The organism is Amycolatopsis sp. NPDC006125, assembly GCF_040614195.1.
Lineage (GTDB): Bacteria > Actinomycetota > Actinomycetes > Mycobacteriales > Pseudonocardiaceae > Amycolatopsis_E > Amycolatopsis_E tucumanensis.
Genome location: NZ_JBEXTZ010000071.1, coordinates 18,042 through 37,964, shown reverse-complemented (window position 1 = coordinate 37,964; position 19,923 = coordinate 18,042). Strand labels below are relative to the sequence as shown.

Here is a 19,923-nt window from a genome sequence, read left to right as displayed (position 1 = left end):
TGGCTAGCATCGCCCGGTGATCACCCGGAACGGCGACAGCCGGCGCGACGAGATCGTCCGGGCCGCGCTCGACCTGCTGGACGAAGAGGGCCTGGAGGCCGTCAGCCTGCGCGCCGTCGCGCGGCGGCTCGGTGTCCGGCTCAACACCGTCTCCTGGCACGTCAAGACCAAGGCGCGGCTGCGTGAGCTGATGGCCGAGGCGATCTTCGCCGGCATCTCCTTCGACGGGCTCCCGGACGACTGGCGGGACCGCACCGCCGAGCTGGCCCGCCGCTTCCGCCGCGCGCTGCTGGCCCACCGGGACGGCGCGTTCGTCGTGGCCGGGACGTTCGTCGCCGAGCCGGCCACCCTGCGCGCCGCGGAAGCGCTGGTCGCCGCCCTGCTCGAAGGTGGCCTCGAACCGCGCGACGCGGGCTGGACCTGCTGGACGATCCTCTACTTCACGCTCGGCCTCACGCAGGAGGAGCAGGGTGCGGCGGGCGCGGTGGCCGGCCTGCTGGAATCCGCGGTCACCCCGGACAGCCACCCCGCGCTGGCCCGCGTCCTGCCGCACCTCGTGGACAACGAGTTCACCCGCCGCTTCGAGTTCGGGCTCGACCGCATCCTGGACACGGCCGCACGTGGCTAGCCTGAACCCATGACGCCAGGCGAACTCAAACGACTGTGCCTGTCGCTGCCGGGGGCCCGCGAGGAGTTCCCGTTCGGCGAGGCCAACAGCGTGTTCAAGGTCGCGGGCAAGATGTTCGCCCTCAGCCCGCTCGAGTCGAAGCCGCTGCGGGTCAGCCTCAAGTGCGATCCGGACCTCGCGGTGCAGCTGCGCCGCGACCACCCGGAGATCACCGCCGGGTACCACCTGAACAAGCGGCACTGGAACACCGTCGTGCTGGACGGCGGCGTCCCCGAGGACCTGGTGCGGGAGATGGTCGAGGACTCCTACGACCTGGTCGTCTCCGGGCTGCCGCGCCGGGAGCAGGAGAAGCTGCAGTGGGTCGCGCTCAGCCAGGAGAAGACACCCCGCGGATCCGGCAAGCCGGCCCGGTGACCGTCGAACTGACCCTGCTGCCGCGGGTGACCTGCCGCGGCCGGGAGATCACCGCGCCCCGGCTGCGCGACCTCCTCGCGCTGCTCGCCGCCGACCTCACCACCGGCTGCGGCACCGGCCGGCTCGTGGACGGGCTGTGGCCGGACGAGCAGCCGGAGAACCCGGTGAAGGCGTTGCAGATCCTCGTCTCGCGCGCCCGCTCGCAGCTCGGCCCCGACCTCATCGCCAGCACGCCGGCCGGGTACCGCCTCACGCTCGAACCCGCTCAAGTCGACGCCGCCGCGCTGCTCCAGCACGCGTCCGCGGCCCGCGCGGACGATCCCGCGACCGCGCTCGCCGAGGCCGACGCCGGGCTCGCGCTCTGGGATGGCACCGCCGACGACGCGCTGGACCCGCTGTCCACCTTGCGCCGCGAACGCCGTGCCGCCCACCTCTTCCTCGTGCGCGCCCGCGGGCTGGCGCTGTCCCGGCTCGGCCGCCACGCCGAGGCGGTCGAACCGCTCACCGCCGCGGCGGCGGACCGGCCGCGTGACGAGGAAGTCCTGCTGGAGCTGCTGCGCTCGGAATCCGCGACCGCCGGGCCGTCCGCCGCGCTGGCCCGGTTCGAGTCCTACCGCCGCGAGCTGCGGGACCAGCTCGGCACCGATCCCGGCCCGGAACTCCAGGCGTGGCAACGGGAAACGCTCGCCGGGGAGCGGCCCCCGGTCCGCCACGGCATCCCGCACGAGCCCAACCCGCTGCTGGGCCGCGCGGACGACATCGCGGCGGTCACGCAGCTGCTGCGCCGGTCCCGGGTCACCTCGATCGTCGGTCCCGGCGGGCTGGGCAAGACCCGCCTCGCGCATTCGATCGGCCGCGACGCCGAACAGCCGCTGGTCCACTTCGTCGGGCTGGCCGGTGTCCGCGCCGACGCGGACGTGGCCGGGCACGTCGCGACCGCGCTCGCCGTCGGCGAGGCGCGCCGCACCCCGAGTCCGCCGCCGCCCGACGACCTGACCGGCATCGCCGAAGTCCTCGGCGCCGCACCGGCGCTGCTGGTGCTGGACAACTGCGAGCACGTCCTCGACGGGGTCGCGGAGCTGGTCCGGGCCCTGGTGTCGATGACGCGGGACCTGCGCGTGCTCGTCACCAGCCGCGCGCCGCTTGGCCTGTCGTCGGAGTCGGTGTACCCGCTGCCGGAACTGGACCTGGACACGACGATCGAGCTGTTCGTCCAGCGCGCACGGGCCGCGCGGCCGGACGCCGACCTGCCCGCGGACACCGTGGCCGCGCTGTGCCGCCACCTCGACGGGCTGCCGCTGGCGGTGGAACTCGCGGCGGCGCGGGTGCGCGTGCTGTCGGTCGCGGAGATCGCGCGGCGCCTCACCGACCGGTTCGCGCTGCTGCGCGGCGGCCCGCGCGACGCGCCCCAGCGGCACCGGACGCTGCAGGCCGTCGTGGACTGGAGCTGGCACCTCCTCGACGAGCACGCGCAGGCGGCGATGCAGGCGTTGTCGGTGTTCCCCGGCGGGTTCACCGAGGACGCCGCGCGGCACCTGCTCGGCAGCCGCGACACGCTCGACGTGCTGGAGGAGCTGTCCGGTCAGTCCCTGCTGAGGGTCGTCGACACTCCCGTCGGCGCGAGGTTCCGGATGCTGGAGACGGTGCGCGAGTTCAGCGCCGCCCGCCTCGACGAAGCCGGCGGGACCGCGCGCGCCACCGAGGATTTCCTGGCGTGGGCACGGGATTTCGGCCTGGCCCACCACGAACCGGTGTTCGGTCCCGACCCGTACACGGCGAGCGAGCGGATCCGCGTCGAGCAGGACAACCTCCTGACTGCGATGCGGCTGGGCATCGAGCGGGCGGACGGCGCGACCGTCGCGGCCACGGCGGCGGCGCTGGGCGCGCTGTGGACGGCCGACTCCAACTACTCGCGCATGGCCGCGCTCACCACGGACGTCCCGGCGGTGCTCGCGCACTTCCACCCGAAACCGGAGTTCGTCGAGGTGACCCGCACCGCCGCGACCGTGTGCGCCACCACGACCTTCATGCTCCAGGGTCCGCGCGCGGTGCGGTCGCTGGTCGTCCTGCGGCGGCTGCCCGAAGCGCCGCCGACGACGCTGGTCCGGGCGCTGTCCACGCTCCTGTCCACGCTCCCCAAGATCGATCCCCGCGAACTCGGCGCCCTGGGCGACAGCGATCAGCCGCTGCTCGCGTTCGTCGCGCACGCCGTGCACAGCTACTGGTGGGAGACCGCGGGCGACGGCGAGCAGGCACTCGCCTCGGCGGTGCGGATGCTGGACGCGGCGGGCGATTCCGGTCTGCCGTGGGTCCGGTTGATGGCCCGCGCCCGGCTCGGCGAGCTGTACCTGCAGCGCGGCGAACCGGACGAAGCCACGCGGCACCTGCTGGTCGCGATGCGGGTGCTGGCTGAGCTCGCGCCGTGGCCCGACACGATCGGCATCCGGTGGGGGCTCATGCTCGCCGCCCTGCAGAGCGGCGCGGTCGACGAGGCCGAACGCTGGCTGGCGAAGACGAGCCCGGGCGGCGGCGAGGACCGGTTCGACGTCATCACGTTCGACCTGGGGGTGCGCGCCGAGATCGCCTTGGCGCGCAACGAAATCGACCAGGGGCTCGCGCTGTGGCGGCAGGCGGTGGCCCGTCAGCGGGACAGTGGCGTGCTCCCCCTGCCGGAGGCGCCCGGTCTGGACGCGTGGTCGCTGGAGCTGCTCTGCGTCACCGTGATCGCGCACGCGCAGCACGGCAGGCTCGGACTGGTCGCCGACCTGGTCGCCGAGCTCCCCCCGCTGGCGCCGCCGTTGTTCAGCGAGAGCGCGGCGAAGGTGCCCGCCTACCTGATCGGGATGCCGGTGCGCGGCACCGTCCTGCTCGCGCTCGGTGTGCTCGCACTCGACCGCGGGGACCGCACCGGGGTGCGGCTGGTGGCGCTGGCCGAGCGGCTCGGGTTCCTGCGCAACTTCCAGCCGACCATGACACCCGCCGGGTTCCGGGCCGCCGCCGAGAAAGCCGACGGGCCGGCGTACGCCGACGCGGTGTCGGAGTACGCCGGCCTCGGGCCGGACGAGCTGCGCCTGGCGGCGCTGGACCTGCTCAGCGGGTCGGTTCCCGGTTGAACAGGCGCTTGGACCAGAAGTAGCCGAGGACGGTGATCCCCGCGCCCCAGCCGATGGCGCCCCAGCCGTACCAGCCGATCGGCGTGCCGGCGAGCAGGCCGCGCAGGGTCTCGATGACGGCGGTGAACGGCTGGTACTCGGCGAACCAGCGGATGCCGGCGGGCATCGAGTCCAGCGGCACGAACGCGCTGGACAGGAACGGCAGCAGGAAGGTCATCGGCAGCACCACGTTGCTGGCGCCCTCCGGGGTCTTGGAGACCTGGCCGAGCGCGGCGGAGAACCAGCTCAGTCCGAGCGTGAGCAGCAGCAGGACGGCGGCCGCGAGCAGCCAGTCGCCGAAGCCGGCCGAGGTGCGGAACCCCATCGCGACAGCCACCGCGAGGACGATCACGAGGCTCACCACGGTCTGGATGACGTTGCCGATGACATGTCCGGTGAGGACGGACGCGCGGGCGATCGCCATGGTGCGGAACCGGGCGACGATGCCTTCGGTCAGGTCGGTGCAGATCGCGACGGCGACCGGCATCGAGGCCGAGCCGATGGTGAGCAGCAGGATGCCGGGCACGAGGTAGCCGAGGTAGTCGCCGCCGGCCGGCGCGCCCGCGATGCCGTTGCCGATCGCGCCGCCGAAGACGTAGTTGAACAGCAGCAGCATCATGATCGGGACGGCGACGACGCTCGCGGTCATGGACGGGTAGCGCATCGCGTGGCGCAGGTTGCGCCGCAGCATGGTGGCGGAGTCGGTGAACATCAGCGGGAGACCTTCTCTTCGGTGGGGTGGCCGGTCAGGGCGAAGAAGACGTCGTCGAGGTCGGGTGTGTGCACCGACAGGCCCTCGGGCTCGATGCCGGCGTGGTCCATGCGGTCGAGCAGCGCGCGCAGCGAGCGGACGCCGCCGTCGCTGGGGATCTGCAGGGTCCGGGCCTCGTCGTCGCGGGTGACCTCGCCGAACGTGCGGGCGGCCAGGTCGAGTGCGCGGTCGTCGGTGAAGCGGAGCTCGACGTGCCCGCCGGGGATGCGGCGCTTGAGCTCGGCCGGGCTGCCCTCGGCGACGAACACCCCGTGGTCGAGCACGGCGATGCGGTCGGCCAGCTCGTCGGCCTCCTCCAGGTACTGGGTGGTGAGGAAGACGGTGACGCCGCGTGCGACGAGGTCGCGGATGATCTCCCACATGGTGTGGCGGCTGCGCGGGTCGAGGCCGGTGGTCGGCTCGTCGAGGAAGATGATGCGCGGCTCGCCGACCAGGCTCATCGCGAGGTCAAGGCGGCGCCGCATGCCGCCCGAGTAGACCGCGGCGAGCTTCTTGCGCGCCTCGACCAGGTCGAAGCGTTCGAGCAGTTCGGCCGCCCTGCGGCGGCCCTCGGCCTTGGGCAGGTGGTGCAGGTCCGCCATCAGCCAGAGGTTCTCCTCGGCGGTCAGCTTGTTGTCGACGGCGGAGAACTGGCCGGTGACGCCAATGGCGGCGCGAACGCGGTCGGCCTCCGCGGCGACGTCGTGCCCGGCGATGCGGGCGCTGCCGGAGTCGGCCCGCAGGTAGGTCGACAGGATCTGGACCATGGTCGTCTTGCCCGCGCCGTTGGGCCCGAGCAGGGCGAAGATCGAGCCGGCCGGGATGCGCAGATCGATCCCGCCGAGCACGACCTTGTCCCCGAACGCCTTGCGCAGCCCGGCGACCTCGATGGCCGGGGTGGTCGTGGTGGTGGTCAAAGCCCCCTCCTCCGTGTGCTGTTCCGTTGCTGGTGACGAGCTTCGGAGGAGGCGGCTTCAGGAGGGCTTCAAGCCGGTTTCAGGGGTGGCGGGGCGGGGTTTCAGGGACCTTCGCCGGGACGGCGGTGGCTCAGCCAGCGCTCGCCGAGCGAGTCCCAGATCCCCTGGTACTCGCCGAACATGCGGCGGATCACCTCGCGGTCCACCTGCTCGGGCGGGGTCTCGGCCAGGTAGTAGGTGAGGTCGTCGCGCAGCCGGTAGAAGCGGTACTGCGTCTCCTCCATGAGAACCCACAGCGAGCGCCAGGCGAAGAACGGTTCGAGGGTGTTGACCACGGTCACCAGCGCGACGAGCGCGAAGCCGAGGCCGGCCCAGAAGTCCAGGTCCTGCAGGCCGAGGATGATCGTGGACGCGCCGGACAAGACGAGCGTCGCGACCCGGACGAGCGCGGACCGGCGGCGGAAGCGGTTCTTGCGGACCCGCGCGTAGCGGTTGCCGGTCTCGATGCGGGACAGCAGGTCCTGTGCCAGCTCGGCCGGGCTCAGCCCGGGCCGCGGCACCGCCGACTGGATGGGTTCCTCCATCGCGGCAGCTTAGGCGACCGTGATCATCGGGAAGAAGCCTGCGAAGACGCGCCCGGCCTACCGGGTGCGCCACCAGGACACGAGCCGCTCGGCGATGGCGTCCACGTCGGCTGTCAGTCCGAAGTGGTCGGACATCTCGTGGCGCAGGTACTCCCGGATCCCGTCGACGCCGGCGCCCGCGCGCAGACGGGACAGCAACGGCCAGACCAGGCAGTCGTACTCGTCGTCAACGGAATCCGCCACGCCGATCGGATCCCACTCGTTGAGCAGGAGGCGGATCGGCTCGACGGGAAGCACGGGACCAGTATGGAGGCATGCGGCACACCCGATGCGCGGCGGTCGACGTGCACTACCCGGACGCCGGCGGCGCCAACGCGGCACTGGTGCTCGCCGCCGGGCCCGCCTTCGCCGAGATCACCGGGGAGCACGTGGCGCGGCTGGACGAGGTCGAGCCGTACCGGCCGGGCGCCTTCTACCTGCGGGAGCTGCCGGCGATGCGCGCGGTGCTGCGCCGCGCGGGGCCGGTGGACCTGCTCGTCGTCGACGGGTACGTGCACCTCGACCCGGACGGCCGCCCCGGGCTCGGCGCCCACGCGCACGAGGAGTTCGGCGTCCCGGTGATCGGGGTCGCCAAGACGGCCTTCCGCACCGCCACGCACGCCATTCCGGTGTTACGCGGCAAGGCGGTCCGGCCCCTCCACGTCACCGCGATCGGCCTCGCCCCGGACGAGGCCGCGCGGATCGTCCGGACGATGGCCGGTCCGCACCGCCTGCCGGACGCGCTGCGCCGCGTCGACCGGCTGTCACGCGAGTAGGGGCCCGTCCCCCCCGAGGACGGGCCCCACCACCCCCGCGATCAGACCCGGGCGAGTTCCGGTTCCGGCGCCCGCCGCAGGCGCACCACGCCGGACAGCGCGATCAGCAGTCCGAGCGCCGCGATGCCGGTGATCACCGCCAGCGCCGGGGTCAGGCCGGTCAGCAGGTCGCCCTCACCGCTGCCCGTCAGCACCGCCGTCACGATCGCCAGGCCGATCGCGCCTCCGACCTGCAGCGACGTGTTCAGCAGGCCACCGGCGAGTCCCTGCTCGTTGTCGCTGATGCCGGTCGTCGCCTGGATGTTCAGGGACGAGAAGGCCAGGGTGAAGCCGATGCCGAGCAGGATCATGCTCGGCAGCACCGAACCGGCGTACCCCGAGTGCTCGTCGACGCGCAGGAACAGCACGTACGCGAGCACGTGCGCCAGCACGCCACCGAGGATCGTGCGCGACGTGCCGACCCGGTCGATCAGCGGCTCGATCCGCGGCGAACCGAACGCGACGATCAGCGCGGCAGGCAGGAACCCGAGCGCGGTCTCCAGCGCCGACCACCCCAGCACGTCCTGCAGGTACAGCATCACCACGAACTGGAACCCGATGTAGGCCCCGAAGAACAGCGCCGCCCCCAGGTTCGCCCGCGCCAGCGGCCCGGAGCGCAGGATGCCCAGCCGCAGCAACGGGTGGCTGCTGCGCTTTTCGATCAACACGAACGCGGTCAGCAGCGCCGCCGCGACGACGAAGGTGATCAACGTCTGCGGCGAGGCCCACCCGGCCTCCGGCGCCTCGACGACACCGAACACCAGCAGCAGCGACCCGGCGGCACCGGTGATCGCGCCGGGCAGGTCGTAGCCACCCGCCGAGTGGTCCCGCTCGTAGGCCGGGACGACCTTGATCGCCGACACCAGCGCGATCAACGCGATCGGCACCGGCAGCAGGAACGTCCACCGCCAGCCGACCTCGGTCAGCAGCCCGGAGAACACCAGGCCGGCCGAGTACCCGCTGGCGCCGAACACGGCGAAGATGCTGATCGCGCGGTTGCGGGCCGGGCCCTCCTGGAACGTCGTGGTGATGATCGACAGCGCGGCCGGCGCGGTGAAGGCCGCCGCCAGGCCCTTGATGAAGCGGCTCGCGATGAGCAGCGCGCCGTTGTCGACGAGACCACCGAGCAGCGACGCGACCGCGAACACGGCCACCGCGACGAGGAACACCCGCCGCCGCCCGAGCAGGTCCGCCGTGCGGCCGCCGAGCAGGAGCAGCCCGCCGTAACCGAGCACGTACCCGCTCACAACCCACTGCAACGCGCTGGTGGACAGGCCGAGATCAGCCTGGATGGACGGCAGCGCGACGCCGACCATCGAGACGTCGAGGGCGTCCAGGCCCACGACCGTTGACACGGTGAGCAGCACGGCCCACAGCCGTGCGTCCCACCGCGTCGATGTGGTGGACAGGTGCGCAGGAGAAGTCATGGCAGCCAGATTACATGCACACGCATCTAATGCAAGAGGATTTAATGTCTTTGCATCAGATTCCCGTGCATGCTAAGGTGTCGCCATGGGTGACGTCGCCGAAGGCCGGCTGGTGCAGCAGTGGCACGAGCTGCTGGCCCTGCACGCGACCGTCTTCGGCGAGCTGGAATGCCGCCTGCAGGACGCGCACGGCATCGGGGTCAGCGAGTTCGAGGCCCTCGAACGGCTCGCGACCTGCGACTTCAAGTGCCGCTCCGCCGACCTCCTGGAGGCGGTGCACCTGAGCCAGAGCGCCACCTCGCGCCTGGTCGCCCGCCTGGAGAAGGAGGGCCTGGTCGAGCGCGCGATGTGCGAGCAGGACCGGCGCGGCATCTTCGTCTCGCTCACCGACGCCGGGCGGCGCCGCTACGAGGAGGCGAAGCCGACCCACCGCGCGGTGCTGCGGGCCACGCTCGGCGAGGCGCATCTGACGAAGGCCGGTTGACGCGCCGCTCCACGGGGTAGCTCACCGCCATCGCGCAGACGCCGACGGTGGGAGTGCAACCGTGAGCGAGCACAACAGGGAAAGCGTTGTCAGCAAGGCGAAGGCCGGCCTCGACCGCGCGGACGCGGTGCAGCAGCAGCACACCGCGCTCTCCGTGCCGGTCGCCGTGGTGAAGAAGTTCCTCGAGGACCAGTCCACGAACCTGGCGAGCATGATCGCGTTCTGGGCGTTCTTCTCGATCTTCCCGCTGTTCCTCGTCCTGATCACCCTGCTCGGGTTCTTCGTGCCGGACGACCTGAAGGGCGACGTCCTCGGGCACGTCGGGTCGATGTTCCCGCTGCTGGACCCCGCCACCATGCAGGGCTTCGGCGGCTCGGTGTGGGCGCTGGTCCTCGGGCTGGTGACCGCGCTGTGGAGCGGGATCGCGGTCGTGCGCGCCACCCAGACCGCGTTCAACTCGGTGTGGGAGCTGCCGTTCCACGCGCGCCCTAGCCTGCCCGAGCAGATCGGCCGCAGCGTGCTCGTGCTGGTGACGATCGGGCTCGGCCTGGTGGTGAGCACGCTCATCAGCGGGTTCGTCTCCAGCGGCACGGACCTGCTGAACCTGGGGTGGCTGGGCCGGATCCTGGGCTACGCCGTCGCGATCGTCCTGGACATCGCGTTGTTCGTCGCCGCGTTCCGGATCCTCACCGACCGCGACATCTCCACCCGGGACGTGCTGCCCGGCGCGGTGCTCTCCGGCGTGCTGTTCTGGGTCCTGCAAACGCTTTCGTCGCTGATCATCAGCCGCTACCTGCAGAACGCGCAGAGCACCTACGGCACGTTCGCCACGGTCATCACGCTGCTCTGGTGGTTCTACCTGCAGAGCATCATCACGTTGCTCGGCGCGCAGCTCAACGTCGTGCTCAAGGACCGGCTGCACCCGCGCGCGCTGGTCGGCGCCCCGGAGACGGACGCCGACCACCGCGCATACGAGTCCTACGCGGAGGAACGCTCCTACCACGAGCAGGAACGGGTGGACACCGAGTTCCCGCCCGAGCAGCGCCGCTGACTACTCGGCGCCGGTGACGAACGCCTCCCGCTCCGCGGCGGGACGTTCGCGCAGGGCGAGGACCGCGGCCAGCGTCACCAGGCAGGCCACCAGCATGTAGCCCGACACCGACAGCGACGTGCCGGTCTCCCCGACGAGCCAGGTCGACACCAGCGGCGCGAACCCGCCGCCGAGGATGGCGCCGAAGGCGTAGGCGAAGGACACCCCGCTGTACCGGATGCCGGCCGGGAACAGCTCGCTGTACGCCGCCGCCTGCGGGCCGTAGGTCAGGCCGAGCCCGAAGCCCAGCACGATCACCGCGGCCAGCATGAGCGGCACCGAGCGGGTGTCGAACAGCAGGAAGAACGGGAACGTCCAGGCGCCCATCGCCAGCGTGCCGACGAGGTAGGTCTTCCGCCTGCCCCAGCCGTCCGACCAGTGCCCGGCCAGCAGCGTGAACACACCCCACGACACCGCGCCGACCATGCCGACGAACAACATCGTCGTGCTGGACAGCTTGAGCGTGCGGGTGCCGTAGGAGTTGATGAACGCGATCAGGATGTAGCCGACCATGTTGTTGGCGATGAACAGCCCGATCGCGACGACGAGCTCACGCCGGTTGGTGCGCAGCAGCTCGGCCAGCGGCGCCGACCGGCGGGCGCGGCGGGCGCGCAGCTCGCTGAACACCGGGCTCTCCGACACCCTGGCCCGCACGAAGAAGCCGACCGCGATCAGCACCACGCTGAGCAGGAACGGGATCCGCCAGCCCCAGCGCGCGAACTGGTCGTCCGTGGTCGCGGCGGACACGCTGAAGAACACCAGGTTCGCCAGCAGCAACCCGATCGGCACGCCGATCTGCGGGAACGAGCCGAAGTAGCCGCGGCGGCCGGACGGCGCGTGCTCCACCGACATCAGGGCCGCGCCGCCCCACTCACCGCCCGCGGACAGGCCCTGCAGCAGCCGCAGCACGACGAGCAGGACCGGCGCCGCGACACCGATCGAGTCGTAGCCGGGCAGCAGCCCGACACCGATCGTGGAAATCCCCATCAGCAGCAGGGTCGCGACAAGAACCGCCTTGCGGCCGACCCGGTCACCGAGGTGCCCGGCGACGATCCCGCCGATCGGCCGCGCCACGAAGCTCACCCCGAGCGTCGCGAACGAGGCCAGCAGCGCCGCGGTCCCGTCCAGCGAGGGGAAGAACTGCTTGCCGAACACCAGGCTCGCGGCCGAGGCGTAGATGAAGAAGTCGTACCACTCGATGGTCGTGCCGACGAGGCTCGCGCCGACGACGCGGCGCAGCTGCCGGCCGTCGTGCGCCGAGCTCGTCCGGGCCGAGGCCTCGGGCGTGTGCGTCATGGGCCATCCCTTCCCGCCATTGGAAAGAAGATCAAAGGTTTGATTAGTTCCCTGGCAACCTAGATCCCACAGTGCCGGAAGACCAGTGGCGGGTGCAGACCTTTACCGTCCTGAGACCTTCGACCGCCCGGTCACAGGAAGTCACCCAGCCGCGCGGCGAAAGCGGCCGGGTCGCCGGCGAAGCCGGTGTGGTCGCCGGGGAACCGGACCGGTTCGACGCCCAGCTCCTTCGCCAGCGCCTCCGACGTGCGTTCACACAGCTGCCCGGCGGACTCGGTGCCGATGCCGACCACCACGGGACGGGTGCGCAGGACGTCGAAGTCCGGGATCCAGCGGGTGGTCGGGCGGTACATGTGCGCGTACTGGAAGTCCGCGTCGGCCCGGTCCCGCGGGTTCGGCTCCTGGGCGAAGAACTGCTGGAAGACCGGCTCCGGGAGGTCGATGCCGGCCATCACCAGGAACTTCCGCATGGCGCCGACCGGGTCGCCGCCGAAGTGGGTCGCGATGACCTCCTCGCCCTGCGCGCGGATCCGCTCGGCGTCCGGGAGCAGGTCGCTCAGCGGCGGTTCGTGCGCGATGACGGTGGTGACCAGGTCCGGGCGCGCCTGGGCGAGAGCGAGGACGCTGACCGCGCCGCCGCTGGAACCCAGCACCACGGCCGGGCCGGCGTCGGCGTGCTCGATGAGCCGGGCGAGGTCGTCGGCGCGCATCTCCGGCGTGGAGTCCTGGTCCGGGTCGTCGACCGGGCTGCGGTTGATGCCGCGCGGGTCGGTGGTGAGGACGGTGTGGTCGGTGGCGAGCAGCTCGGCGAGCGGGGTGAACGACCGCGCGTCCATGGGTGCGCCGACGAGCACGACGAGCGGGCCGTGGCCGCGGATCTCGTGGTAGAGCTCGGCGCCGGGGACGCGGAGTGTGCCGGCGGTCTGGGACATCGGATCCTCCTCGGGAAGTGGGTTCACAGGTGTGACCGCCGGCGTGGGGCAGAATCATCGCTCGTGACGGAACTGGCCGTTGACCTGGAGCGGGCGCGCGCCGGGGACGACTCGGCGTTCACGCGGCTGGTCGAGCCGCTGCGGCGGGAGCTGCACGCGCACTGCTACCGGATGCTGGGGTCGGCGCATGACGCCGACGACGCGTTGCAGGAGGCGCTGCTCCGGGCGTGGCGGGGGCTGGCGCGCTTCGAGGGGCGCGCGTCGCTGCGGTCGTGGCTGTACACGGTGGCGACGCGGACCTGCCTGGACGCGGTGGAGCGGCGTGGCAGGCGGGCGTTGCCGATGGACCTCGGACCGTCCAGCGAGCACGTGGTCGCCGGTGACTCGCCGCGGACGGACGTCGAGTGGCTCGGGCCGTACCCGACGGGGCCGGACGCGCGGGCCGAGCAGCGGGAGGCGGTCGAGCTGGCGTTCGTGGCCGCGTTGCAGCACCTGCCGGGGAACCAGCGGGCGGCGCTGGTGTTGTTCGAGGTGCTGGGGTTCTCGGCGGCCGAGATCGCGTCGATGATGGGCACCTCGGCGGCGTCGGTGAACTCGGCGCTGCAACGGGCGCGGCGCGTGGTGCCGGCGCGGGAGCCGGCGCCGTCGGACGCGCGGGTGCGGACGCTGGCGTCGGACTACGCCAGTGCCCTGGAGCGGGGCGACGCGGACGCGCTGGTGGCGCTGCTGACCGAGGACGTGACGTGGTCGATGCCGCCGATGCCGCACTGGTACCGCGGAATCGACGCGGCGATGTCCTTCGCGCGCCGGTACCCGCTGGCGTCCTGCGGCTCGTGGCGGCACCGGATCGTCTCCGCGAACGGGTTGCCCGCGGTGGCGTCGTACCTGCGCTCGTCGCCGGGCGGGGCGTTCGAGAGCTGGTCGATCAACGTGCTCCGGCCGCGGGACGGGCGGATCGCGGAGATCACGTCGTTCGTGGCGCGGGAGCACTTCGCGGTGTTCGGGCTGCCGGACGCGCTGGACTGAACGGGCACGGTCCTCTGTGGACCGGTTTACCGTCGGTGACCATGGGTAAACCGATGATCCTCCGGTTGACGAGTCAGCGGAGGAGGTGATGCATCGTGGATGACATGGTGCATCGGCCGGATCGGTTCACCAGCGTCGTGGACGGGCCGTCCGAACTGGCGGCCCTCCGGCGGCGGGTGCGGGTCATGCTCGCGGGCGTCGGCGAAGAACACGTCGTCGACGCGCTGCTGGTGACCGATGAAATCGCCGGCATCGCCTGGCTGTCCACGCGCCAGCCGTTCACGTTGCGGCTGGGCTGGGCGGGCGCGGACACCATCCGTGTCGACGTCACGATCGCCGCCGAGCCACCCGCCCGCGGGGAACTCGGCACGTCGGCGCGGGTCCTCGACGGGATCGCCGCCAGGTGGGGCATGACGCCACGCCGCGGCGAAACGGTGCTGTGGGCGGATGTCCCGGCCGCCGCCCCGGTCACGCCGGACGGTCCGGCGCTGGACGCGGTGCACGTCACGGAACCGGCGTGACGGTGGTCGCCGGTGGTCCGGGAACCGGGCCACCGGCGACGGCGGTTAGAGTGTCCGGGCTGAACTGACCGACGATGGAGGAGATCCGTGCCGCAGGCCTTCGCCACCCGCTGGACGCGCGAGGGCAGCGAAGTCATCGTCACCATCGTCGGCGAGGTCGACCTCACCACGGCGCCCCGCGTGCGCGAAGCCGTGAAGGACGCCCGCGACAGCGCCGGCCCGGTCGCGCTCACCACCGTGATCCTGGACCTGTCCGAGGTCGAGCACCTGGACTCCCTCGGCCTCGCGGTGCTGGTCGAGACCGCCGCCGAGTGCCACTCCGCGGAGCAGGCGCTCGCGCTGGTCTGCCCGACGCCGGTCGTGACGCGGCCGCTGGAGATGACCGGCCTCGACGGGATCCTTACGATCACCGCGTCACTGGACGAGGCCCGCGAGGCGGCGCGGGAGTACCTCTCCGGCAAGTCCTAGGCGCTGGTCGTCGAGCCGGGGCGGACGATCATCAGGACCGTGACTACGGCCCACAGGACGTTGAAGATCCCGGTGTACATCGCCAGCCGCGCCGGGGCGCGTGGCTCCGGTTCCGCCTGCTCCGCGATCCCGTCCAGGATGCCCTGCTGGCGCGGCAGCACCACCAGCACGAGCACGGCCGCCGCGATCGCGGTCAAGACGATGGACACGATCACCCACGCGTCGCCCGTCACGCCGAGGCTGCCCGCGGTCGCGAACCCGAACACCGGGATCGCGATGCCGACCGCGGCGTAGACCCGGCAGATGCGGTGCAGCGTGCGCAGCACCGCGAGGTCGTGGTCGGTGCCGCCGGTCGCGCGGCGGGTCGCGGCGGGGAACATGCTGGCCGCGACGGTGACCGGGCCGATCGCGACCAGCGCCGCGAGCACGTGGAGGGAGAGCAGTACCTTCGTCACGCCCCGGGACGGTAACGGCCGCCGGTGATCACCGGAACTGGCTCGATGGCCAACTTCCACAAGATTCTCGCCAACCCACTGACCAGGGCGGTCCTGGCGCGGCGACGTGGCGAGGACCTACGGTGTCGCCATGCACACGGTCGCCGTGCTGGCGCTGGACCAGGTGGTCCCGTTCGACCTGGCCACCCCGATCGAGATCTTCACCAGGACCCGCCTGCCCGGCGGGCGCCCGGCCTACCGGGTGCGCGTCTGCGCCCCGACCCCGGAGGTCAGCGCGGGCACGTTCACGGTCCGGGCCGAGTGGGGCCTGGAGGCGCTCGCCGACGCCGACACGATCATCCTGCCCGGCTGCGCCGATCCGACGGTGCCGGTGCCGGAGGACGTGCTCGACGCCCTACGCAAGGCAGCCGCCGACGGCACCCGGATCGCGTCGGTCTGCGCCGGCGCGTTCGTCCTCGCCGCGACCGGCCTGCTCGACGGCCTGCGCGCGACGACGCACTGGGTGGCCGCGGACCTGCTCGCCCGTCGGCACCCGGAGGTCGAGGTCGACCCGGACGTGCTGTACGTGGACAACGGCCAGTTCCTCACCTCGGCGGGCGCCGCGGCCGGGATGGACCTGTGCCTGCACCTCATCCGGCGCGACCACGGCTCGGCCGTGGCAGCCGACGCGGCGCGCCTGTCGGTGATGCCGCTGGAGCGGGAGGGCGGTCAGGCGCAGTTCATCGTGCACGACCAGCCTCCGGCGCCGCGGGGTTCGGTGCTGGAGCCGGTGCTGCGGTGGATGACCGATCACCTCGACCGGGACCTGACGCTGAACGACATCGCGGCGCGGGCGGGCATGAGCACGCGGTCGCTGAACCGGCGCTTCCGCGAGCAGACCGGGACGACGCCGCTGCAGTGGCTGCACCGCGAGCGCATCCGGCAGGCGCAGTACCTGCTGGAAACGACGCGGCACCCGGTGGACCGCATCGCGGGGCAGGTGGGTTTCGGTTCGCCGACCGCGTTCCGCGAGCGGTTCCGGCGGGTGGTCGGCACGAGCCCGAACGCCTACCGGGCGGCGTTCCAGCGGCGGGAGCCGGCGCAGCCGGGCGTGCCTTCGTAGCGGCGCCGGGGCTTTGGCGCACGTCAGCACAAGCGCCACCCCGCCGCGCTCCAGCGGCGGGAACGGGCCCAGCCGGGGTCGTCTCCGCGACAGCCGCTCGGGCCGGGTTTCGATTCCCGCGGCGAACCGGCTCAGGCCCGGCGAACCCTCGCAGCAGCGGCTCCACGGCCGATTCCGGTGCGTCGACTCCAGCTGACACCGACCGCGCTGCGGTCAGCAAAGGGAACCTACCCAGCGAAGCACCAAACCTTCCGGCCCCGGCGCGCCGTCGCCCTCCCACGGGCCGAACCAGCCGTCCGCTCCGGATCGGTGACGTCGGCCCGCACCTCCTCGACCGGCGCACCGATCTCCCCGCTCAGCACCAGGTCGCTCCCGTCCAGCCGTCCACCCATCCGACCGCTCCTCCCAGTGGAAAAGGGCGATCCTGACCACGCCAACGATCGAGACGGGGCCGTCCCGTCCACTCCTGGTACTGTCCGGGACATGACCCGGACCCGTCGCGCGCCCAGTGGCGCCGCCGTGCTGCGTGTCGAGCTCACGGACGCCATCGTCGAGGTCGTGATCGACGAACTCGCCGAGAAGGGCTACGCCCGCACCTCGATGGACGGCGTGGCCAGGCGGGCGGAGGTCGGGAAGAGCTCCCTGTACCGCCGGTGGCCGTCGAAGCAGGACATGGTGGCCGACGCGGTCTCCCAGCTGAGCGTCCCGCTGGTCGACATCCCCGACAGCGGCTCCCTGCGCGGCGACATCGAGCGCGCCTTCGAGATGGTCGTGCAGTGGCTCAGCGACGAGCGCCTCGGCCGGATCCTGCCCGACCTGACGGCCGAGGCGAAGCGCAACCCGGCACTGGCCAAGGCCATGACCGAGCACCTGGAGGAGCCGCGCCGCGCCAAGGCGGAACCGGTGCTGGACCGCGCGATCGCCCGGGGCGAGCTGCCGCCGGACGTCGACCGGGAACTGGCGCTCGACATCTTCGCCGCCCCGATCTACTGGCGCTACACCGTCCGCCGCACCGAGATCACGCCCGAGTTCCTGGCGACGCTGACCGATTCGACGCTGGCGTTCCTCGGCGCGCGGCCGGCGAAGAAGCGCCGCAGGTAGTTCACCGCAGCACCCGGAACGTGCTGCGGTGGAACACCACCGGCTCCGCGCCGGGGAAGTCCGTCAGCGCCGTGATTCCGAGGAGGGCGATGACGTGGTCCCCGGCGTCGACCTCGCCGGTCAGCCGGCATTCGAGCTGCAAGGCGCTGTCCTCGACCAGCACGGCGCTGCCCCGCGCCACCCACGGCACCCCGGCGAACCGGTCCCCCTCCGGCATCGCCAGGCTGCGGCAGATCCCGCCCTGCCCGGCCGACAGCACGCTGACCCCGAGCTCCGGCGCCGCCCGCAACGTCCGCCAGGTCCGCGACTCCTTCCGCACGCACACCGAAACCAGCGGCGGGTCCAGGGAAACGGCGGTGAACGTGCTCGCGGCCATGCCCACCGGTTCACCGCCGACCAGCGCGCACACCGCCCCCACCCCGCTCGGGAACTGGCCGAACGCCGCCCGCAACGTGCTCCCGTCGATCATGTCGCCACTCCTTCCAGCTCGAACGCGCCGCGGAGGAACTCGACCGCCGGGCCAACCACCTCCGGGCTGCTGAACACCGCCATCGCGTGGTCCGCGCCCGGCACGACCTCCAAAGTGGACTTTCCACCCGCGGCGAGCACCGCCTCGTGCAGCCGCCTGCTCTGCCCCAGCCCGCACCGGCGGTCGGCGTCGCCGTGGCTGATCCGGAACGGCGGCACCCGCGACGCCGCCGCCACCGCGCGGGACACCGCCGCCCCGGCCACCACGCCGGGCCGCGAAGCCAGCGGGAACCCGAAGAACTGCGACCCGACGTCGACCATGTTCCGCAGACCGGCCTCCGTCGGCTCGAAGGCGTCCTCGGTGATCGTCGAAAAATCGGTGACCGGGTAGTGCAGCACCACCGCGGACAGCCGCGCGGACACCGCCGGGTGGTCGCCGACCGGCCGTCCGATCCGGTCGGTGAGCGCGGCCAGCCCCATCAGGTACCCGCCGGCGGAACTGCCCCACCCGGCGACGCGCGCCGGGTCCAGCCCGTACCGGTGGGCGTGGACGCGGACCCACCGGATCGCGGCGAGCACGTCCTCGACCGGCTCCGGGTACCGCGCCTCGCCGGCGAGCCGGTAGTCCACCGACGCCACCGCGATCCCGTGCCGCGGCAGGCTCGCCCACGGCCCCATTTCCTTGACGCCGCCGAGGAAACTGCCGCCGTGCGCGTAGACCACCACCGGCACCGGGCCGGTCGCGCCGAGCGGGACGTGCAGGTCCAGCGTCAGCGGCCGCCAGCCGACCGGGATCGCGTACTTGACGTTCAGGTACGACTCGGCGTCGTCGAGGACCCGCACCGGCCGGACCGTCCACAAGCGAGGGTCGGCCATGTGGTGCGAGGCGGGCCGCGCGAAGGCGACGTCGGACGGGTGCGGCAGCGTCATGCCTTGCGCACCCCCGGCAGGTAGCGGCCGGCGTCGGGGATCTCGCCGCTCAGCTCGGCGGCGCCGACGAACGCGTTCTTGGCGTCGATGCTGTCGTGGCTGGCGAACGTGCGCGCGTTGCGCCAGAACCGGTCCAGCCGGTACTTGTTGGCGGTGCTGCGCGCGCCGGTGAGGTCGTGCAGGCGTGCCGTGACGTCGAGCGCCGCCGTGGTGCACACGACCTTGACCTTGAAGAACTCGGTCATCAGGGCGCGCAGGTCGGTGGTGTCGTCGGAGTTCGCCAGCTTCCGGCAGGTGTCCAGCAGGTAGGCGCGGCCGGCGGCGAGTTCCGCGGCCATCTCGCCGATCTGCCGGTGCATCAGCGGGTCCTCCATCGCGGAGGCGAACATCGGCATGCTCGCGCGGTTCAGCCCCCGCAGGTACTCCAGCATCGCCGCGTACGCGCCTTCGCCGATCCCCTGCAGCAGCAGCGCGTGGCCGGGCAGGACGAGGTCGACGAACACGACCTCCGACTCGGGCGCCGCGTAGTGCCAGCCGTCGGGCACGAACACCTCTGCGTAGGTGATGGTCTGGCTGATCGTGCCGCGCTGGCCCATGTTGTCCCAGTCGCCGTGCACCTCGACGCCGGGCGCGTCGAGCCGGATCAGCGCGTGGTGCCGGGTTGTCGCACCGTCCGGCCCGGTGAGGCGGAAGCTGACGTTCGCCAGGTCGCGGCCACCGCCGCCGCTGTTGGTGTTGAAGGTCTTCACGCCGTTGACGACCACCCCGCCGTCCGCCCGGCGGCCGGTGACCGGTCCGGTGCCGCCGGTTTCGGCGTTGGAGGCGACGATCCGGCGCCCCTCGGAGATCAGCTCGTCGGCGAGCGCCTGCTTGGTCGACGCGGGCAGCGGCGCGGACATCACCTCGCGGGCCTGCAGCGCGGTGGTCGACCAGCACTGGCCGGTCGACCCGTCGCCCGCGGTCACCTCCAGCGCCGCCTCGACCACCCGGTCCCAGCCGGCGAAGGTGCCGCCCGTCCACAGACCGCCGAACTCGACGGGGACGTTCGCGCGCTGCAGACCGGCCTCGCCGAGCAGGCGCATCGCCTCGGTGGGATCGACGCCGAGTGCGTCCACCTCGACGCCCAGCTCGGCGATGCGCGGCCGGAGCGCCCTGGCGCGCTCGACGACCTCGTCGTAGCTCGCGGGCGCCGAGGGCCAGGCGGGGATTTCGCGGAATTGCGTGGAAACGGACATGAACGCCGTCCTTCCGGGAGGAATCGAGAAATGGACGAGACGGTATCGTCTCGACCACGGTAACTCGTCCGGAGCGGACCAACAAGAG

At 72.3% G+C, this 19,923-nt stretch carries 23 protein-coding genes; 11 read left to right on the top strand and 12 right to left on the bottom strand.

Features of this window, described 5'->3' with window-relative positions; translation table 11 throughout:
• The first annotated feature begins 16 nt into the window (after positions 1-16).
• From ABZ193_RS29975 to ABZ193_RS29965, 3 genes are read left to right on the top strand one after another with little or no spacing between them, the layout of a single operon-like run.
• Positions 17-628, top strand: coding sequence for a TetR/AcrR family transcriptional regulator C-terminal domain-containing protein (locus ABZ193_RS29975; RefSeq protein WP_354712352.1), 612 nt, complete (start codon positions 17-19; stop codon positions 626-628).
• Between the two features lie 9 nt (positions 629-637).
• Complete coding sequence (locus ABZ193_RS29970) at positions 638-1,042, top strand: MmcQ/YjbR family DNA-binding protein (protein ID WP_237339455.1); 405 nt, start codon at positions 638-640, stop codon at positions 1,040-1,042.
• Entirely contained in the window at positions 1,039-4,155 is a 3,117-nt protein-coding gene (locus ABZ193_RS29965) for a BTAD domain-containing putative transcriptional regulator (protein ID WP_354712351.1), read from the top strand. Before ABZ193_RS29970 ends, ABZ193_RS29965 begins: the two co-directional genes overlap by 4 nt.
• Here the strand turns inward: ABZ193_RS29965 and ABZ193_RS29960 are convergent.
• The 4 genes from ABZ193_RS29960 to ABZ193_RS29945 form a co-directional block, all read right to left on the bottom strand.
• Positions 4,133-4,906, bottom strand: a complete 774-nt coding sequence (locus ABZ193_RS29960; RefSeq protein WP_354712350.1) for an ABC transporter permease — start codon at positions 4,904-4,906, stop codon at positions 4,133-4,135. The two genes, ABZ193_RS29965 and ABZ193_RS29960, sit on opposite strands and share 23 nt — an antisense overlap.
• Positions 4,906-5,862, bottom strand: coding sequence for an ATP-binding cassette domain-containing protein (locus ABZ193_RS29955; RefSeq protein ID WP_354712349.1), 957 nt, complete (start codon positions 5,860-5,862; stop codon positions 4,906-4,908). Before ABZ193_RS29955 ends, ABZ193_RS29960 begins: the two co-directional genes overlap by 1 nt.
• 101 nt (positions 5,863-5,963) lie before the next feature.
• Entirely contained in the window at positions 5,964-6,446 is a 483-nt protein-coding gene (locus ABZ193_RS29950) for an SLATT domain-containing protein (protein ID WP_020422031.1), read from the bottom strand.
• 57 nt (positions 6,447-6,503) lie between these two features.
• The gene (locus tag ABZ193_RS29945) at positions 6,504-6,743 is read right to left on the bottom strand and encodes a hypothetical protein (RefSeq protein ID WP_354712348.1); all 240 of its coding nucleotides are present in this window, start codon (positions 6,741-6,743) and stop codon (positions 6,504-6,506) included.
• Positions 6,744-6,760: 17 nt separating this feature from the next.
• Between ABZ193_RS29945 and ABZ193_RS29940 the strand changes: the two genes are divergently transcribed.
• On the top strand, positions 6,761-7,261 hold the full coding sequence (locus ABZ193_RS29940; RefSeq protein ID WP_020422033.1) for an endonuclease V: 501 nt from the start codon (positions 6,761-6,763) through the stop codon (positions 7,259-7,261).
• A gap of 41 nt (positions 7,262-7,302) precedes the next feature.
• Here the strand turns inward: ABZ193_RS29940 and ABZ193_RS29935 are convergent, their stop codons facing one another.
• Entirely contained in the window at positions 7,303-8,727 is a 1,425-nt protein-coding gene (locus ABZ193_RS29935) for an MFS transporter (protein ID WP_027936459.1), read from the bottom strand.
• 85 nt (positions 8,728-8,812) lie between these two features.
• Here ABZ193_RS29935 and ABZ193_RS29930 point away from each other — a divergent pair, with 85 nt between their 5' ends.
• Both ABZ193_RS29930 and ABZ193_RS29925 read left to right on the top strand, forming a co-directional pair.
• Positions 8,813-9,211, top strand: a complete 399-nt coding sequence (locus ABZ193_RS29930) for a MarR family transcriptional regulator (protein WP_020422035.1) — start codon at positions 8,813-8,815, stop codon at positions 9,209-9,211.
• A 61-nt stretch (positions 9,212-9,272) separates the two neighbouring features.
• Positions 9,273-10,262, top strand: a complete 990-nt coding sequence (locus ABZ193_RS29925) for a YihY/virulence factor BrkB family protein (RefSeq protein WP_354712347.1) — start codon at positions 9,273-9,275, stop codon at positions 10,260-10,262.
• On the opposite strand, the gene ABZ193_RS29920 is transcribed toward ABZ193_RS29925, so the two are convergent.
• Together ABZ193_RS29920 and ABZ193_RS29915 are read right to left on the bottom strand one after the other, a co-directional pair.
• Positions 10,263-11,597: an MFS transporter gene (locus ABZ193_RS29920; RefSeq protein WP_020422037.1), complete on the bottom strand. Its 1,335-nt coding sequence runs from the start codon at positions 11,595-11,597 to the stop codon at positions 10,263-10,265.
• Positions 11,598-11,728: 131 nt separating this feature from the next.
• Positions 11,729-12,529, bottom strand: coding sequence for an alpha/beta hydrolase (locus tag ABZ193_RS29915; protein ID WP_354712346.1), 801 nt, complete (start codon positions 12,527-12,529; stop codon positions 11,729-11,731).
• Positions 12,530-12,592: 63 nt separating this feature from the next.
• On the opposite strand from ABZ193_RS29915, the gene ABZ193_RS29910 reads away from it, so the two are divergent.
• The 3 genes from ABZ193_RS29910 (at position 12,593) to ABZ193_RS29900 (ending at position 14,544) form a co-directional block, all read left to right on the top strand.
• Positions 12,593-13,555, top strand: coding sequence for a sigma-70 family RNA polymerase sigma factor (locus tag ABZ193_RS29910; RefSeq protein ID WP_354712345.1), 963 nt, complete (start codon positions 12,593-12,595; stop codon positions 13,553-13,555).
• A gap of 104 nt (positions 13,556-13,659) precedes the next feature.
• A complete protein-coding gene (locus ABZ193_RS29905; protein WP_354712358.1) occupies positions 13,660-14,076 on the top strand; it encodes a hypothetical protein in 417 nt (138 codons plus the stop codon).
• An 87-nt stretch (positions 14,077-14,163) separates the two neighbouring features.
• On the top strand, positions 14,164-14,544 hold the full coding sequence (locus tag ABZ193_RS29900) for an STAS domain-containing protein (protein ID WP_354712344.1): 381 nt from the start codon (positions 14,164-14,166) through the stop codon (positions 14,542-14,544).
• Here the strand turns inward: ABZ193_RS29900 and ABZ193_RS29895 are convergent.
• Positions 14,541-14,999 carry a DUF2269 family protein gene (locus tag ABZ193_RS29895; protein WP_017984222.1) on the bottom strand — a complete coding sequence of 153 codons (459 nt, stop codon included), beginning with the start codon at positions 14,997-14,999 and terminating at the stop codon, positions 14,541-14,543. The genes ABZ193_RS29900 and ABZ193_RS29895 overlap by 4 nt on opposite strands.
• Before the next feature lie 130 nt (positions 15,000-15,129).
• On the opposite strand from ABZ193_RS29895, the gene ABZ193_RS29890 reads away from it, so the two are divergent.
• Positions 15,130-16,101: a helix-turn-helix domain-containing protein gene (locus tag ABZ193_RS29890; RefSeq protein WP_354712343.1), complete on the top strand. Its 972-nt coding sequence runs from the start codon at positions 15,130-15,132 to the stop codon at positions 16,099-16,101.
• Positions 16,102-16,328: 227 nt separating this feature from the next.
• Here ABZ193_RS29890 and ABZ193_RS29885 read toward each other — a convergent pair whose 3' ends face one another.
• A complete protein-coding gene (locus ABZ193_RS29885; RefSeq protein ID WP_354712342.1) occupies positions 16,329-16,493 on the bottom strand; it encodes a hypothetical protein in 165 nt (54 codons plus the stop codon).
• Between the two features lie 91 nt (positions 16,494-16,584).
• Here ABZ193_RS29885 and ABZ193_RS29880 point away from each other — a divergent pair, with 91 nt between their 5' ends.
• On the top strand, positions 16,585-17,202 hold the full coding sequence (locus ABZ193_RS29880; protein WP_237339465.1) for a TetR/AcrR family transcriptional regulator: 618 nt from the start codon (positions 16,585-16,587) through the stop codon (positions 17,200-17,202).
• 1 nt (position 17,203) lies between these two features.
• On the opposite strand, the gene ABZ193_RS29875 is transcribed toward ABZ193_RS29880, so the two are convergent.
• Genes ABZ193_RS29875 through ABZ193_RS29865 form a run of 3 tightly spaced genes read right to left on the bottom strand, consistent with a single transcriptional unit; the run spans position 17,204 to position 19,835 of the window.
• Positions 17,204-17,671: a flavin reductase family protein gene (locus ABZ193_RS29875; protein ID WP_354712341.1), complete on the bottom strand. Its 468-nt coding sequence runs from the start codon at positions 17,669-17,671 to the stop codon at positions 17,204-17,206.
• Positions 17,668-18,600: an alpha/beta hydrolase gene (locus ABZ193_RS29870; protein WP_354712340.1), complete on the bottom strand. Its 933-nt coding sequence runs from the start codon at positions 18,598-18,600 to the stop codon at positions 17,668-17,670. The genes ABZ193_RS29875 and ABZ193_RS29870 overlap by 4 nt, the downstream gene beginning before the upstream one ends.
• Positions 18,597-19,835: an acyl-CoA dehydrogenase family protein gene (locus ABZ193_RS29865; protein WP_354712339.1), complete on the bottom strand. Its 1,239-nt coding sequence runs from the start codon at positions 19,833-19,835 to the stop codon at positions 18,597-18,599. Before ABZ193_RS29865 ends, ABZ193_RS29870 begins: the two co-directional genes overlap by 4 nt.
• Positions 19,836-19,923 lie beyond the last annotated feature (88 nt).